Source organism: Arthrobacter sp. PL16 (assembly GCF_035985055.1).
Lineage (GTDB): Bacteria > Actinomycetota > Actinomycetes > Actinomycetales > Micrococcaceae > Arthrobacter_D > Arthrobacter_D cheniae.
On the sequence record NZ_JAXCIC010000003.1, the window covers coordinates 429,512 to 445,132 of the forward strand.

11 protein-coding genes are annotated in these 15,621 nt (G+C 62.8%); 6 read left to right on the forward strand and 5 right to left on the reverse strand.

What is annotated here, in order from left to right; translation table 11 throughout:
• Positions 1–109: 109 nt before the first annotated feature.
• The 3 genes from RCH21_RS09260 to RCH21_RS09270 all read left to right on the forward strand — a co-directional run bounded on the left by RCH21_RS09260 (position 110) and on the right by RCH21_RS09270 (position 3,962).
• A complete protein-coding gene (locus RCH21_RS09260) occupies positions 110–901 on the forward strand; it encodes a GAF domain-containing protein (protein WP_326964108.1) in 792 nt (263 codons plus the stop codon).
• 374 nt (positions 902–1,275) lie between these two features.
• Positions 1,276–2,412, forward strand: a complete 1,137-nt coding sequence (locus tag RCH21_RS09265; protein ID WP_326964109.1) for a lycopene cyclase family protein — start codon at positions 1,276–1,278, stop codon at positions 2,410–2,412.
• A gap of 371 nt (positions 2,413–2,783) precedes the next feature.
• A complete protein-coding gene (locus tag RCH21_RS09270; protein ID WP_326964110.1) occupies positions 2,784–3,962 on the forward strand; it encodes a hypothetical protein in 1,179 nt (392 codons plus the stop codon).
• A 452-nt stretch (positions 3,963–4,414) separates the two neighbouring features.
• Here RCH21_RS09270 and RCH21_RS09275 read toward each other — a convergent pair whose 3' ends face one another.
• The 5 genes from RCH21_RS09275 to RCH21_RS09295 all read right to left on the reverse strand — a co-directional run bounded on the left by RCH21_RS09275 (position 4,415) and on the right by RCH21_RS09295 (position 13,204).
• Positions 4,415–5,929 carry an alpha/beta fold hydrolase gene (locus RCH21_RS09275; RefSeq protein ID WP_326964111.1) on the reverse strand — a complete coding sequence of 505 codons (1,515 nt, stop codon included), beginning with the start codon at positions 5,927–5,929 and terminating at the stop codon, positions 4,415–4,417.
• 350 nt (positions 5,930–6,279) lie between these two features.
• The gene (locus RCH21_RS09280; RefSeq protein WP_326964112.1) at positions 6,280–7,521 is read right to left on the reverse strand and encodes an ABC transporter permease; all 1,242 of its coding nucleotides are present in this window, start codon (positions 7,519–7,521) and stop codon (positions 6,280–6,282) included.
• Positions 7,522–7,528: 7 nt separating this feature from the next.
• Complete coding sequence (locus RCH21_RS09285) at positions 7,529–8,470, reverse strand: ABC transporter ATP-binding protein (protein WP_326964113.1); 942 nt, start codon at positions 8,468–8,470, stop codon at positions 7,529–7,531.
• Between the two features lie 506 nt (positions 8,471–8,976).
• Entirely contained in the window at positions 8,977–10,032 is a 1,056-nt protein-coding gene (locus RCH21_RS09290; protein ID WP_326964114.1) for a zinc-dependent alcohol dehydrogenase family protein, read from the reverse strand.
• A gap of 451 nt (positions 10,033–10,483) precedes the next feature.
• The gene (locus RCH21_RS09295; protein WP_326964115.1) at positions 10,484–13,204 is read right to left on the reverse strand and encodes a cation-translocating P-type ATPase; all 2,721 of its coding nucleotides are present in this window, start codon (positions 13,202–13,204) and stop codon (positions 10,484–10,486) included.
• Between the two features lie 191 nt (positions 13,205–13,395).
• On the opposite strand from RCH21_RS09295, the gene RCH21_RS09300 reads away from it, so the two are divergent.
• The 3 genes from RCH21_RS09300 to RCH21_RS09310 all read left to right on the forward strand — a co-directional run bounded on the left by RCH21_RS09300 (position 13,396) and on the right by RCH21_RS09310 (position 15,589).
• A complete protein-coding gene (locus RCH21_RS09300; RefSeq protein ID WP_326964116.1) occupies positions 13,396–14,358 on the forward strand; it encodes a 1-phosphofructokinase family hexose kinase in 963 nt (320 codons plus the stop codon).
• A 542-nt stretch (positions 14,359–14,900) separates the two neighbouring features.
• Positions 14,901–15,305, forward strand: coding sequence for a VOC family protein (locus RCH21_RS09305; protein ID WP_326964117.1), 405 nt, complete (start codon positions 14,901–14,903; stop codon positions 15,303–15,305).
• Positions 15,302–15,589: a winged helix-turn-helix transcriptional regulator gene (locus RCH21_RS09310; RefSeq protein WP_326964118.1), complete on the forward strand. Its 288-nt coding sequence runs from the start codon at positions 15,302–15,304 to the stop codon at positions 15,587–15,589. Before RCH21_RS09305 ends, RCH21_RS09310 begins: the two co-directional genes overlap by 4 nt.
• Positions 15,590–15,621 lie beyond the last annotated feature (32 nt).

Consider the following 15,621-nt stretch of genomic DNA (forward strand, 5'->3'; position numbering starts at 1 on the left):
GCGTCCCCGGGAGACAAAGGGACGCCCAGGAACGTACGGACGAAGTCGGCGGAGGACGAGAAGTGCTGGATGAGTATGTGCAGCCGGCCTGGGCCTTGAGGATATCTTCATGACGTTCTTGGCTCTTGCTGGGGATGCTGATGAGTTGGAGGTCGAAGGGTACTTTTCCGGCATCATGATGCTCCCGGCACCGCAGCGAGACCTACTGGCTCAGGCGATGAATGAGCTGCTCGACAGCACCGGATCCACTGCCGATGGTGCACATTACAGTGACCAGTACGCGCCGTCCCTTTCCGGGTACAGCGATTACCTTCGCCCCCTGACTCTTTCCCCTGACCGGTACAACTTCAGTGCCTCACCCGTTGGGGATCACAGCGCCAGCTACGGAACCGTTGCCTTTAGTGCCGCCGCCACGGATCCGTCTGGGTGTGATCTTCATCTGGACGATGTCGAGTTCCGGCGCCTGCACGCGTTGTACGAATCACGGTTGCTCGAGTCCGGGGCGGAGGAACGCTTCGACCGGATCACCCGGCAGGCCCGGGATCATTTCGGGGTTAGTTCGGCGTCGTTCACCCTGATCACGGAGGATCTGCAGGTCATCAAATTGGTCGTCGGGCCTCTGGGTCAGGACCTTCCCCGGAACCTCTCCCTGCGCGCGAGGACCATCGAGCAGGACCGTACCCTTGTCATCGCTGATGCCAGCACCGACCCGGAGTGGCGAGATCATCCCCTCGTCGCTGGCAGCCCCGGGGTCCGCTTCTACGCCGGGCACCCTGTCTGCACCGCGGCCGGCTGGCGCATCGGCGCCCTCTGCCTCATGGATGACCGATCACGAACCTTCACCGAGAATGACGCGCAAGCACTCCGGTATCTGGCCGCGCAGGTACAGATGCAGATGTAGGTTCAACCGCGACTGGTTCAAATCTCATCGGGTGTCGCCGTTCAGGATCTGGTTGTTTGTGAAACTAGGGCGAGAGGCAATCCTCTGGCGCACGAGCGAGTCGCGGTGTAGCTGGCGACCGCGCCGTCGGTACCGGTTCCGCGGGTCCCGATGCTCTTGGCCGCTTTGTCACCGATCGGCAGCCTGTGAGAAATGGGCCCAACGGCACCCCTCGCAAGGATCCGCCGGCCGGGTCGGTACTTTGTACCCTGTTGGTGCACGGCATGCTCCAGCTACCGTCGCTCGTCCGGTCAGGACAATCGACCCCAGGACTCGCTGATGGTCTCTGGAAGCGGCCGCAGAGATGCCCACATCTGAAAGGGAACCTCCTACTGATGACCCACCGAGCGCAGGAGTACGACGTCATTATCGCCGGGGGTGGACTTGCCGGGCGTAGCCTCGCTTGTTTCCTGAGCCGGGAACCAGCGCTGACCGGGACCCGGATCCTCATCATCGACGACGCCGGAGATCACTACGCGCACCGTTCCCTGATCTACTGGCACGACAAGGCACTCCCGTTGCCCCTGGTACCCGTAGCCACGTTCACGAGCCTCGCAGTCGATGCAGGATCTGCTCAGCGGGTTCTGCCGCTCACGCGCCACCGCCTGTGCCTCACCTCCTCGCGGACCGTTTTCCGATGCCTCGACGACGTCATCGATGCCAACCCTCACGTCACGCGTCTTGACGCTCAGATTTCACGAGTACGAGCCCATAGGGGCTCTGTGGAGGTGGCCCTCTCCGATGGTCGGCTTCTCAAGGCGTCCTACTGCTTCGACAGCACCGTGCCCCCGCCCGGGATCAAGGCACCACTGCTCATGTCGGGGGAGGTCCGACGAATAAGGACTCCGCACGAGTCCTTCGACCCATCCATTGCCACGTTTATCGACTTCCGATCCGGGAACCACAACCCCGTGCATTTCCACTGTGTCCTGCCGGTATCAGACCGAGAAGCCTTCATCGAGGTCACCCGGATCATGCCAGGTAGGAGACCGGGCCCGGAATTTCCGTTCGAACAGGCGACGTCGGCCTACCTCCGCGAGGTCTGGGGCGTGAGCGAGTTTTCCACCTTGTCCGTGGAGCGGGGGTGCATCCCCTTGGGTATTCGCTCGAGTCCTTCCCGCGGCCGCCATGTGCGTATCGGAACGCCCTCCGGAGCTGTCAAGGCCACCACGGGATACGGCTTCACCCGGATCCTGCGTCAAACCCAACACATCGCCTCCTCCCTTGCGACCACGGGATCAGCTGATGTTCCCCGGCCGTCCCCACGTTTCCGTTGGTACGACAAGCCTGTCCTCAGGATGTGGAAGCACGATCCCGAACAGGCGGTGCAGTTCATGAAGGCCGCGTTCACCTCTGGAGACGCTGATCTCGTCCTTGATTTCCTTGATGAGCGCACCACTTTCGCAGAGGAGCAGCGGCTGCTTGGGTCCATGCCGGTCACGATGCTCCTGCAGCCACGCCTGTGGATCTGAATCGGGTAACCAGAACAAGAGATTGCTACAGAGGTCAGGAGGATCACCCCGATGTGAGTAGTGAAATCCCCACCCTTCGGTATCGCGGTGAGCACCGCCGTTCTCGTTCCTGGTGCTGTGTGCTTCCGCCGCCCGACGTACGACCAGGCATTCATGGCCCATGTGCTACGCCTCTTGTGCAGTGAATCAGGTGATCGCAGTGTCGGGACCTTCGACCCTGCCGCAGAGGAAATCTCGCTGGAAAACTGGTCCTAATCGCCGTGGCGGCGTGTGCAGCCCACGAGACTTGCAATTCACCGGACACAACCGCCCGCGGCATCCGATAGGGCGAATTCGAGTACGGGCTGCCCAGGCACGAGAGAGGCATTGAAATGGAACTTCTGTCACATACCAGGAGGGCCGTCGCCACGATTCTCGCGACGGGGATTCTGGTTCTCACTATGGGGCCGGGCTCAGCCGCCGCTTCCTCGACGTCGAGCTCGCTTTCCGCGCCGACCGCGCCTTTCGTGGTGAATGACGGTGAAGGCCCACAGCTTTTCAGTGCCTCGGCCGTGAACATCACGAACGATGTTGATGGGGACGTGTATGCGGCCGGCCAGAGCGTTACCATCACCGGCGACATTACGGGTGACGTGATCGCGGCAGCCCAGAGCATCACCATCACTGGGAACGTTGACGGCAACGTCCGTCTTGCCGGGGACAACGTGACGATCAACGGTGACATCTCGCGCAGCGGAACCATTTTCGCGGCGACCGTGAATGTCAGCGATACAGGCTCGTTCGGTGACGATGTAGTGGGTGCCGCACAAGAGATAACAATCGCCGGGCCGGTGGGGCGGGATGTGCTGGTCAGTACCGAAAACCTCACCATCGACGGATCAGTCGGGGGCAACGTCACCTACAACAGCGACATCGACGCGCGCATCGCCGAAGGCGCAGTCAGTGGCACTGTGGAGCGAGTCGAGTCGTCGCAATCACCCACCGTCGAAGTCTCGCCCTGGGCCCTGTTCGGCAGCTGGTTCCTCGGGTTGCTTTATGCGCTGGTCGCGTTGAGCGTCATTACGGCCCTTACGGGACTGCTCCTTCCGCGCTTGTTGCACCGGGTGACCGATCACCTCGTTCCGGCGCCTTGGAAAGCGCTACTCGTCGGGCTCGTGGCCTCCATCACCGTCCCCATTGCGTTGCTGGTCATCCTGGTGACGATCATCGGGGCACCCCTCGCGCTTGCGGGCCTATTGGTGTGGCTCACCCTCACACTCGCAACATTCGTCTACGGCGCGTACTACATCGGGCGGCTCCTGTTCCGGGGCAACCAACCTCCCGTCGTGAAGGCTCTCGTCGGTGGTGCCATCCTCATTGTCGCGCTGCACATTCCGTGGCTGAACGTCGCGGTATGGGCCGCCATGGTGTTGATCGGCCTTGGAGCACAGCTTCTGGCGATTCACAGCCAGCGGCCATGGCACCGCACCCGGAGCGAAGGAGTCACCACACCACCCTCGCCCGCGGTGACGTCGACCACGGTCAAGGACCTCGCCCAAACACAGGCCTGATCGGACCGGCAGCCCGTCGCAGCGCGTGCGACACCGTCCTGCGCAATTCAGATGTTCCAGACATCCCATTGCCGCGGCTGAAGGCCCGAAGCCCAACGAAGCTCGACGTGTAGGACGGCCCCACCAGCTTCGGGAGGTGGCCGCATTCAGAAGACGGTGTAGTCATGGCCAGCACAACCGGGAGACCAGCACAGCACCGCAGCGTCGAGACCGATCGGGATGCCGGTCCGTTCGCTGATCACCTTCTTCATCGCCTCGTTCGCCCTGTCTTGCGGCGGGCGTACTCCACGTGATGTTCCAGGTCCCGGGCCAACTGACGCTGCATCGCGCACTCGCGGCGGAACCCGGAGCACGTCAGGAAAAGCGGCTGCGGCATCCTCGAGCCGCGCACAATGGCACTTCCGCACCAAGATCATCCGTGCGCGGGAAGGGTCGCTCCCTTGGAAGTCCGGTCACGGGGCCTTCGTTGCTGTGAGGATGTCGGACATGAGTTTCGCGAATTGTCCGGGTTCGTCGAACGGTGGTGTGTGCCCCGAGTCGGGGAACCGGATGTAGTCCTTGGTGGGGGCGGCAAGGAGGTCATACCACTCCCGCGCCAGTGTTTCCCGTCCGGCTGCTTCGTATCGGCCCTCGACGATATAGACGGGGACGTCGAGCGTGGGGACGTCGGTGCGGAAGTCCGTGCGGCTCAGCTGCGGGTACAGGACGTCGAAGGTCTCCGCGATCGCAGCCATTCCGCGCAGCTGCTCCAGGAGAGTGTATTCGCCGACGAAGAAACTGAAGGGGTATCCCGATGACGCACTGAAGTCGGATCCATGCTGGAAGTTCATCAGCTTCGGGTTCGAGGCGATGGCCACGGGGTAGTCCAGGGTGTTCTCGTAGGGTGGCTCGCCGAGGTCCTGCAATGCCGTCACCGTGTCGTCGTCGCCACGGGCCTGGGCGTCTTTCAGGCTTTCGGCATACATCAACTGGTCGGTCTCGAACGGATCGACCATCTGGCCGGTGCCGACATAAGCGTGGAACAACCCGGGGGAGCGTTGGACCGCCAGGGTCCCCAGTATTGTTCCCCAGGAGCTGCCGACCAGATAGATCTTCTGCTCACCGAATCGGCTCCGGAGGTACTCAGTGACTTCGAGCGTGTCCTTCACCATCTGCTCGACGGTCAGGGTGGACGTCGGCTCCAGCGCGTCATAGGACTTTCCCGTGCCTCTCTGGTCCCAGGTGGCGACGACGAAGTCCTGCTCCAGGTCCTGGCCGGAGTTGCGGATCCGACCGATACCGGTGCCTCCGGGTCCTCCCTCCAAATACAGCAGGACGGGGGCTTCGGTAGAGGCACCGCGGAGCAGAATGGCTTGGTCATGGCCGCCGACCGGCACGTCGACGATCTCGGCGATGCTCCCCGCCACTGGCCCATCAGCTCCGATGATCGCCGGGGTGGACGCAGGGCGGATGAGACCCGCGGCGAGCACGATCACAGCGGCCGTCGCGATGGCCAGCACACCGGAGCGGACCAGAGGGCGCCCGCGGACGCCGGATCGCACGGGACGGCCGTACCGCCGCGCCAGAACGAGACCCCAGCCACAGCCGACGATCAATGGCAGGAGCATCAGGAGCGCGTCGATTCCCCGGCCGCCGACCAGCGCGATGATGCCGTAGGTCCCGCTGAGGTCGATGCCGTCCACCGTCGGACCGTCGACGCGGATGCGCGCCAGCTCGAAGACACCCATGAACGTGACCGGGGCGATCAGCAGGATCCACGCGGTCCGGGCGAGCCAGCCCGCCCCCAGTCCCGCCATCAGGGCCACTGCCAGGGTAAGGACCGCGGCCGCAGTTGTCACCGGCCCGCGCGGCAGGAGCCATCCCGCCATGAGCCCCGCGAGCAGGACCACCAGCACGCCAACCAGCAGGCGAGGGGGAAGATTCTTCGATAGGGGAGAGGGGACGGTGTGTTCTTGAACCAATTGCATGTCGACTCGCGTCCTGGACGATGGCGAGGCGACCGCCCCGCCACGCCCGTCTTCGTCGTTCCTGAAAGGCTTGGATACACGCGACAGGTGCGTCCCAAGATTCATCCTGAACGGATGATGCGGTTGTGGTGCGCCTGCCTCGGTGCTGATTCGCTGTTACACAGTTGAGTGGTTCGTGCGGCTCTGGAAAGCCTTGCTCTCCACGGTAGCCAGCGACGAACGCGGAAGTCAGGGCCGAAAGACCCGGAGTCCGGCGGGGAGGGAACCCTCGCATGACGGGCACCCGGCTGCAGGTGCCGCGACCGGGCAAATACGCGGTGGTTGAAGCGCCAAGTGGCGTGTGTTCCAGATCAGGTGTGCGCTGGCGCCCGACGGCGTTTGGGGGAGAGGGCTTTCGTGAGGCTGATTCTGGCGGTGTAGGAAATGGAGCCGTATTGGAAGAGTTTCACGGCCAGGCGGAGCATGATCGCGGATCCGATGAACAGGATCGAGATGACGATTCCGGCTTGAAGGAGGTCCAGGGACCCGAATCCGTTGCGCAGCATCGCGGTCACCGGTGCGGAGTAGGGGAAGTAGGTGAAGAGCTGCACGATGAGGGCCTGGGGGTTGGAGACGATCAGGGGCACCGCGTAGGCGGGCACGAAGAGCAGGGCGATCATGATGCCCATGAAGTTCCCGGCTTCCTTGGCTGTGGGCATGATCGTCCCCAGGGCCACGAGAGTGGTGGTGAAAAGACTGAAACCTCCGACCATGAGGAGGAATCCGACGGTTATGGTCTGCGGGTCGAAGATCAGGGTCGAGAGATCGACGTCGGGAATGTTGATCTGTTCGCGGAAGAACAGGTACCCGATGATCATCGGTGCGGAGAACAGGATGATCTGCAGGGCTCCGAGCAGAAACAGGGAAATGACTTTGCCGCTGATGAGGGTGGTGGGGTTCAGGGTGGTCAGGATCATCTCGGTGACCCTGTTCTCCTTCTCCTCGAGGGTGGAGGCGAGCATCTGCCCGGCGAGGAGGACGATCAGGGCGTAGAAGATCACGATGTAGAACATCGGCGGGATGATCGCGTTGATACCACCGGCTTCGGCACCGTCGGCGTAGGTGATGACCTCCACCGCGGGCTCGGCCTGGGTCAGGGCCACCACGGCCGGGTCCTCGATGCGGGCCTGGACCGCGGTGTCGAGCATCGCTTGGGCGACGGCGGAGTACTTCCCGTTCTCGAAAATTCCCTCATCCACCCCATACACCCGGATCGGTTGGGTGACCGGGTTAACGGGAAAGACGAAGTACGCGTCCAGGGACTCGTTCCTCACTGCGGTGATCGCCTGCTCTTGGGCGGGTGCTGGTTCGGCGCCGAATGCGGCGGCCTGCTCGGGGGTGATCAGCCCGGAGGCGTCCGAGTAGGAGATGCTGAACTGCGCGTCGCCCTGGGCATCGGTGGCGGCGCTGGTGGAGGAATTGGACAGATAGATCAGGGCTATGACGATGCCCATGACGACCGGCACGGACAGGGTTCCGATCCAGAACCGGGACTTGGTGATGGTACGGAAGAACTCGAACGAGACGACGGTGGAGAGGTTGTGGCGGGCCATCAGAGGGTCACGCTCCTGTCGGTTGCAGGGCCGCGGACGCGCCAGCGGAAGTACTGGACTCATGTGCGGAACCAGTGCCGGCATGCTCGTTCTGGTCCCCGTAGACCTGCAGGAAGATATCCTCCAGGGAGGTTTTCGCGGTGGTGAAACTGCGGACCCTGACTCCGGCCTGGACGAGCTGGCGCAGGACGTCGGCTTCGTCCTGGTCATCGGCCAGGGACAGTTCGGCGTCGTTGTGGCCCACCCGTATCGGCTCATACAGGTCCGAGGCCGGGATGGTGCCCGTATATGTCAGGCGGACAGTCCGGCCCCCGTACTGGTTCTGCACTGCGTCGATGGTGCCGTATGCCTCGGCGCGCCCGTTCTTGAGCAGGATCACCCGGTCACAGAGCCGCTCGACTTCCTCCATCTGGTGGGTGACCATGACCACGGTCGCCCCCTGAAGTCTCTGTTCCTCGATGATGTCCATGAGCAGGCGCCGGTTCACTGGATCAAAACCCTTCGTGGGCTCATCCAGGATCAGCAGTTCGGGGGAATTCATGATTGTCACCCCCAACTGGACTTTCTGCTGCTGGCCGCCGGAGAGTTTGTCCAACCGGGATGATGCCTTGTCGGCCAGGGCGACCCGCTCCAGGTAACCCATCGACCAGGTGCGGGCCTGATCCCGACTAAGGCCCTTCAGCCGGCCGAAGTAGGTCATCGTGTCAATAACCTTTTCCTTCTTATACAGGCCCCGCTCCTCGGGCAGGTAGCCGAGCCGGCCGCCGTCCTCGGGACGGAAAGGCCGACCCTTGATGTGCAGGATCCCCGAGGTCGGCTGATAGATTCCCAGCAGCGCACGGATGGTCGTGGTCTTTCCGGATCCGTTGCTGCCCAAGAATCCGAACGTCTCCCCGGCTCGGACCTCGAACGAGAGATCCTCCACGACCGTCGCCTGCCCGAAATCCATCCGAAAATGCTCGACACGAACTAACGCCTCATCCACCCTGCACCCCTGCAGACCTGCGGAACCAGTTACTGCCAGCCTGTCTTAGGGCGACACTGCCGAGTGTGCGAAGAGTGACCATGAGCCCAAGCCTCGTCGCCCGCCGCCCACCGACCTAGGGTCAAAAGTCCCGATGCTAGCTGGTCTGACTGGTCCCCAGCTCCCGTCTTGGGTTGCCGATGACGCCACTGCGGCGAAAACCATGAGCGGAACATGGATGGCGATTGGGAACCCCAGTACCGAGCGCGAACTGCGGTACTGGCTTAGGCCGCTCCGACGCCGACGCCGACACCGACGCCGGCGACCGCGCCTCGACCAGTGGCCGCGAGGTGAGGGACTTCGACGGTTTTGGCGTTCTTAGGCCGATGGCCTTTTTGAATGTATGTTCCGGCAGCAGTCTCGGGCCATCTACCCAGGTATCGAGCGCTACGGATTCGCCGTGCTTTGTGTTCGCACGGATCGGATGATGCTCAAGCGTTGAGCATCACCTTGAGCGCGTTGGTTTCTGCGGCCCGCGAGAACGTGTCGTAGGCCTTTTCGATGTCCTGGAGGTTGAAGGAGTGACTGACGAACTGGTCGACGGGCAGTGTTCCTTGCGCAACGAGCTTGAGAAGTGTGCCGGTGGTGTTGGTGTTCACCAGGCCTGTGGTGATGGTGATGTTCGAGATCCAGAGCTTGTCCAGCGGCAGGTTCACGCCTTTGCCGTGTACCCCCGCGTTGGCAACGTGACCGGCGGGCCTGACGATATCCAGAACCATGGCGAACGTCTCCGGTATCCCCACTGCTTCGATGGCGACGTCAACGCCGAGACCGTCTGTGAGAGCCATTACCTGGTCTTTCCAGTTGTCATCCGTCGATACGATGCTGTCGGTGGCACCGAACAATTTTGCCTGTTCCACCCGGTTCCGGTCGATGTCGATCGCGATGATTCGTGCGGGGCCGTATAGCTGTGCGGTGGTGATAGCGGCGAGCCCGACGGGACCGGCACCGATAACGGCGACGACATCACCGGGCTTGACTGCGCCGTATCGGATGCCGATCTCATGGCCTGTTGGCAGGATGTCGGAGAGCAATGTCCCTTCCTGAGGGCTGACGCTGTCCGGAATTTTGTAGACGGACGTTTCTGCGTAGGGGACTCGGACGAATTCGGCCTGCGTCCCGTCGATGAGGTGCCCCAGGATCCAGCCGATTCCGGAGGTGCCCTCTTCGCCGAGGCAATGGGAGAAGATTCCCTGTTTGCAGTACTCGCAATGTCCGCACGCGGAGATACACGAGATGATCACGCGGTCGCCGATGGTGAGGCTGGTGACGGCGGATCCGATCTCAGTGATTGTTCCGACGCCCTCGTGCCCGAGGATGCGCCCGTCTTCGACTGCCGGGACGTCACCTTTGAGGATGTGCAGGTCGGTACCGCAGATGGTGGTGGTTTCGATTCTTACGATGACGTCGGTCGGCTTCTGAATGGTGGGATTCGCGACGTCTTCCCATGCCTTCTGTCCAGGACCGTGGTAAACAAGCGCTTTCATCGATATTCCTTCGACTGGCCGAGGCGCTTTCGCTTGAGAGCTGCGTTCGGCGGCGTTCCTGTTTCCAGGAGTAGCGCTCAGCGTATACCCCAGTAACTTGGGCTATTCCAGTGCGCAGCCGCAGTTCAGGGGCGGCAAGAATTAGTGGCTCTATTCCGTCGCCCTTCTTCATCGCACAGGTCCTGTTGCTTTCCCACCGCAACGACCCCGCTGCAGGGCGTGAATGTGTTGGGTCTACATGGCTGCGAGGATGGGCACCAGTAGGGCTTTTTCCACGCAACTCTCGGGAGACCGCGTGAACAGGAACAGCTCGTAGTCGAGTCCCGCCGTCGTTCGAAGGACAGGGGGACCGGGTGGGCTTTCACGGCCCTTCGATGGCGGTGCTTATGAGGACCGGTCGGGTCTCTATCGGGTCCGAGTAGCGCTGGTGAACGAGTCCGGTGACGTCCGGCTAGTGATGCCGGAACCGTACGATCGCTTTGCGGATTTCCTCGACCCAGAGTACGGATGACCCGACGAGCACGGTCAGGCCCCATTGTCCGGGGCTGAGGGCGGTGGTTTCGAAGAATGCCTGCAGCATGTCGAGATTGACTACCAGGACCTGCAGTGTAACGACGGCCAGCAGGGACACCCAGATGCTGCGGTTGGTGAACGTCTGCAGCGAGAACACGGAACCGGATTCCGAGCGTACGTTGAGCAGGTTGAATACCTGGAAGAAGACGAACGTGGTGAACGCAAGGGTGGTCCCGAGCAGTGGATTGCTGGAAGCTTCCGGGAACAGGGTCGGCGCCAGGGCGAGAACGGCGATGGTGCCTGCCGCCATGACGAGGCCGAGTCCCAGGATCCGCAGCAGCCGGTCGCGGGTCAACAACGGCTCGTCGGCTGGGCGGGGTTTCTGTTTCATGATGTCCGGTTCAGCCGGATCCACGCCCAGGGCAAGGGCGGGCGGACCATCCATGATGATGTTGACCCACAGGATCTGCAAAGCGGTGAACGGTGCTCCGCCGGCCAGGCCGAGGACTCCGGCGGTGAGAAAGATCAGCACGAATCCCCACGCGGTGGTCAGCTGGAACTTCACGAACTTGATGATGTTTGCATAGATTCCGCGGCCTTCCTCGATGGCGGAGATGATGGTGGCGAAGTTGTCGTCGGTCAGGATCATCTTCGCTGCGCTCTTGGAGACGTCTGTGCCGGTAATGCCCATGGCGATGCCGATATCCGCCTGCTTCAGCGCCGGTGCGTCGTTCACGCCGTCGCCGGTCATGGCTACAACGTTTCCGTCCTGCTGCAGGGCTTTGATCATGCGGATTTTGTGCTCGGGCGCCACACGGGCAAGCACTCCGAATCCGGAGGCTCGCCGGTTCAGTTCGTCGTCGTTCAGGCCATCGAGCTCCGTGCCGGAGGCGGCTTCGCCGGGTATGCCTAATTGTTCTGCAATGGAGGAGGCCGTGGTCAGGTGATCTCCGGTGATCATGTGCACAGCGATTCCGGCGGCGCGGGCAGTGGCGATGGCGCCTGCAGCCTCCGCCCGGGGCGGATCAACGATACCGACGACGGCGTACACGGTCAGGTGTTTCGCGGCGGCACGCAGTTCGTCGTCGTCGATTGGCAGCTGGCCGTCCAGCCGACGGCCAGCGATCATCAGTGTGCGTAGGCCCTCGGCCGCCATCGCCTGAACATCTTTTTCGACTTTCTGCCGGTCCATGTCCGTCAGCGGGACAATGCCTTCCGTGGTGAGGACGGAATCGGCCCGCTCCAGGAGGGCACCTGGTGCTCCCTTGACGAAGCACCGGAACCTGGCGGCGGTATGGTCTCCTTCAGTGAAATTCTGTTCATGGAAGGTGGCCATGAACTTGTAGTCCGAATCGAACGGCACTTCTGCCACCCGGGGGTGGTTACCGCGGACGGCTTCGACGTCGATCCCGCCCTTCGCGGCCAGCGCCACCAGGGCGCCTTCCGTGGGATCACCCACGAGTTTGCCGGCTTGGATTCCCGCATCATTGCAGAGCGCCATTGCCATAAGAGCATCGGACATGGGCGGCAGCGGCTCGGCGTCACCGGTGAGGATCCTTCCGTCCGAGGAGTACCCCTCACCCGTGACACGGAAGGAGCGCCCCATTGTATGCAGGCGCCTTGCCGTCATCTCATTGAGGGTAAGGGTGCCGGTCTTGTCAGTGGCGATGTGGGTGGTGCTGCCCAACGTCTCCACGGCGGAGAGTTGCTTGATGATCGCTCCGCGCGACGCCATGCGGGAGGCCCCCATGGCGAGGGTGAAGGCGACTACCGCGGTGAGTCCTTCCGGGATCGTAGCCACAGCGAGGGATACAGCGGTGATGAGGAGATCTGACCAGGATTGTCCGCGGAGAATTCCGAGGACAAAAACGACGGTGACGACGGATAGTGCGACGACGGTCAACAGTTGGGCGAGCTGGTCGATTCTTCGTTGCAAGGGAGTCTTTCCCTGACCGGCGCCTTTGAGCAGGGTGGCAATGCCGCCAATCTGGGTGTCCATGCCGGTGCCGGTGACCACCATAACGGCCCGCCCACGGGTGACGTCCGTGTTCATGAAAAGCATGTTCGTGCGGTCTGCGAGGGGCAGTGCGGGATCCTCGAGGATGGCGGCCGCCTTTTCCGTCGGCTGGGATTCGCCGGTCAGTGCCGCTTCCGCAACCTGCAGCCGCGCGGACTCAAGGAGCCGTCCGTCGGCGGGAATCGTTTCGCCTGCTTCAAGCAGCACGATATCCCCGGGCACCAGTTCCTCATTGGACACCTCCTCTGCGCGGCCGTCCCTGCGCACCCGCGAAGTATCCACCGACATGGTCCGCAGCGCCGCAAGACTGTTCTCCGCGCGGCTTTCCTGGACATAGTTCAGGACCGTATTGAGCACGATCACGGCGAGGATGACAATGGGGGTTTCCCATTCCCGGGACACGATGGCGCTCACGACTGCGGCGACGACGAGCACCAGAGTCATCCTGTCGGCGAGCAAGCGCAGGATTTTTCTCCAGACGGGTACTGCTGCCTCGTCCTCGAGCACATTCGAACCGTGTCGGGCACGCCGCGCGTTCACCTCGGCGGTCGTAAGTCCCGCTGAGGGATCCACGCCCAAAACAGCTGCGGATTCAGCAGCTGACCTGGTATGCCATGCCTTTTGGGTGACGCCGGAAACCATCGGACATCCTCCTTTGCACTTAGCAATACCGGAATGATTGCCCTGACCTCAGGCTATCGGTCCACCGACCACCCGCTTCCCGCCGCGTAATGAAAAGGAAGATCCTCACGTGCATTCATCAGGCGGTGAAGCGGGCAGTGACCCCACCCATGCCCGCATCAGCGCCGATCGGTTCTCCTATGCTGGGGCGTATGAAAGCCCCCCAGCTGACGAGCATGAGCCCGATTCTTACCCTGACGGTAAACCCGGCTCTGGACGTGAGCACCTCGACCGAGAAGGTTGTCAGCCTCCATAAGATGCGGTGCGGCACGAGCCGCCTCGACCCAGGTGGGGGAGGCGTGAACGTGTCGAGGGTCGTTCAGCGGCTCGGGGGGCAGACTCTGGCGGTGCACACAGCAGGAGGTCCTACCGGGGAGGCCTATCGACAACTCATTGAAGCTGAGCAGGTCCCTACATTGGTGGTACCGATCTCTGGGAGTACCCGCCAGAACTTCACCGTCGATGAGACGACGACGGGTGAGCAATTTCGCTTTGTACTCGAAGGCCCGGAGTTCAGTGAGACGGAATGGCGCGCATGCCTGTCCGCTGTCGCCGGAGCGATTCCGACGGGCGGCTATGTCGTTGCCAGTGGCAGTCTGCCTCCAGGGGTTCCGGATGATTTCTATGCGCGGGTAGCCCGCCTGGCGCGCGAGGGTGGCGCACACTGCATTGTGGATGCCTCCGGGCCTGCCCTCGCCCAAGCGCTGGCGGAGGGCGTCTTCCTGGTCAAACCCAGTCGTCGTGAACTCGGTGCGCATTTCAACGCGTCGCTCGATAGTGAGCAGAGCCTGATGGAAGCGGCCTCTTCACTGATCGCGGACGGGTCCACTGAATACGTAGCCCTCACCCTTGGCGAAGCGGGAGCGATCCTCGCCGCGAAGTCAGGCATCATGCGTCTGTCGGTGCCATCGGTGCAGGTACTCAGTACCGTCGGAGCCGGAGACAGTTTCCTTGGCGCCTTCGTACTACGGCTCGCACAGGGCCACCCGATCAAAGGTGCATTCCGGGCCGCAGTCGCCGCCGGCAGCGCGACCGCGATGACCCCGGCAACCGAACTATGCCACCGGGGCGACGTCGAACGTTTGGAAGCCGAACTTTCGGCCACAGTGCTCTGAAGACGATGGCGAGCAACATCAGCCCGGACGGTCCGATGAGCGGTATGTGGGTCCCAGCACGGCTTCCGCAACATAAGCCCGTGAGGTCTGGATGTCACGCAATGACGGCCAGCCGCGTCGTCCGTCGGGGGTCCACGTGGGGGACGAGGTTGGTCGTGTTCTGGCTGGAGCTGGCCCGCCCTGGAAAAGTTTGTTGGGCCTCAGGGCGACGCTACGCAGCGCCTGAGCGTCGTGTTGGTGGTTTTTCCTGTTGCTTGTGGTTCCGAAGATCCAAGATCGACGCATACCTCAACGGGCTGATCCTCCTACCCCCACTCGAGTGCGACCTCATCGCCCAAGCCGCCAATGAGCTCATCGACGAGATATCGCCCCTGCCGTGCGCACCCTACTGGCCGACCTCGGGCGGGTCGGACGTGCGACGGGATGACCGAAACCACCGTTCACACCGATCTAGCCGGAAACAAGAGCTCTCGATGAACACGCCGAGCCGGAGCGCGCAGTTAGGCCTTGACAGTCTACTTGCATTTTGCAAGTGTTGACGCATGAGCCTCTTCATCACTTGCCCGGTCGAAAGCGTCGAGCGGGCAACCGCCTTCTATACAGCCCTCGGCTGGACCCTCAACACCGAGATGTCGGATCACAACGTGTCGTGCTTCGCGATCGCGCCCGAGCAGTACGTCATGCTCGGCAGCCGGGAGATGTACGCGAGCGTCGGCGGCGTCGAGGAGGTGGTCGGTGGACCCCACACGCCCTCGAAGGTCACGGTCTCGTTCGACCTCGGCAGCCGCGAGGCGGTCGATGAGCTCGTTGACCGAGCTGGCGCCGCCGGCGGGCGGATCGGTGACACCGACGACTACCCCTTCATGTACCAGCGCCAGTTCGACGACCCCGACGGCTACCACTACTCGCCGTTCTGGATGAAGCCGGACGCCGATCCGACCGCGTGAGCGACCTCGCCGCTGCCCTCGACGTCGTCGGCGCACGGTGGGCCCTGCTCATCGTGGAGCGGTTGCTCGACGGGCCGCAGCGTTACGGCGATCTACAGCGCAACCTCGGAGTGCCGACGAACATCCTCGCGACCCGGCTGCGCGAACTCGAAGCGGCCGGCGTACTGTCCCGCCTGCCCCTCCGACACAACACCCGGGCTTACGCGCTGACCGATCGCGGGCTTGCCCTGCGCGAGGCAATCGTCGCCCTCGGACGTTGGGGCGCCAAGAAGGCAGAGGTGTAGTGCGATACGGCGGACTCCCCCAACGACTTACA

Excerpts from the sequence above, each read along its gene's own strand:
- RCH21_RS09305 (WP_326964117.1), top strand. The coding sequence starts at position 14,901 with ATGAGCCTCTTCATCACTTGCCCGGTCGAAAGCGTCGAGCGGGCAACC.
- RCH21_RS09285 (WP_326964113.1), bottom strand. The coding sequence starts at position 8,470 with ATGGATTTCGGGCAGGCGACGGTCGTGGAGGATCTCTCGTTCGAGGTC.
- RCH21_RS09265 (WP_326964109.1), top strand. The coding sequence starts at position 1,276 with ATGACCCACCGAGCGCAGGAGTACGACGTCATTATCGCCGGGGGTGGA.
- RCH21_RS09295 (WP_326964115.1), bottom strand. The coding sequence starts at position 13,204 with ATGGTTTCCGGCGTCACCCAAAAGGCATGGCATACCAGGTCAGCTGCT.
- RCH21_RS09270 (WP_326964110.1), top strand. The coding sequence starts at position 2,784 with ATGGAACTTCTGTCACATACCAGGAGGGCCGTCGCCACGATTCTCGCG.
- RCH21_RS09300 (WP_326964116.1), top strand. The coding sequence starts at position 13,396 with ATGAAAGCCCCCCAGCTGACGAGCATGAGCCCGATTCTTACCCTGACG.
- RCH21_RS09290 (WP_326964114.1), bottom strand. The coding sequence starts at position 10,032 with ATGAAAGCGCTTGTTTACCACGGTCCTGGACAGAAGGCATGGGAAGAC.
- RCH21_RS09280 (WP_326964112.1), bottom strand. The coding sequence starts at position 7,521 with ATGGCCCGCCACAACCTCTCCACCGTCGTCTCGTTCGAGTTCTTCCGT.
- RCH21_RS09275 (WP_326964111.1), bottom strand. The coding sequence starts at position 5,929 with ATGCAATTGGTTCAAGAACACACCGTCCCCTCTCCCCTATCGAAGAAT.
- RCH21_RS09260 (WP_326964108.1), top strand. The coding sequence starts at position 110 with ATGACGTTCTTGGCTCTTGCTGGGGATGCTGATGAGTTGGAGGTCGAA.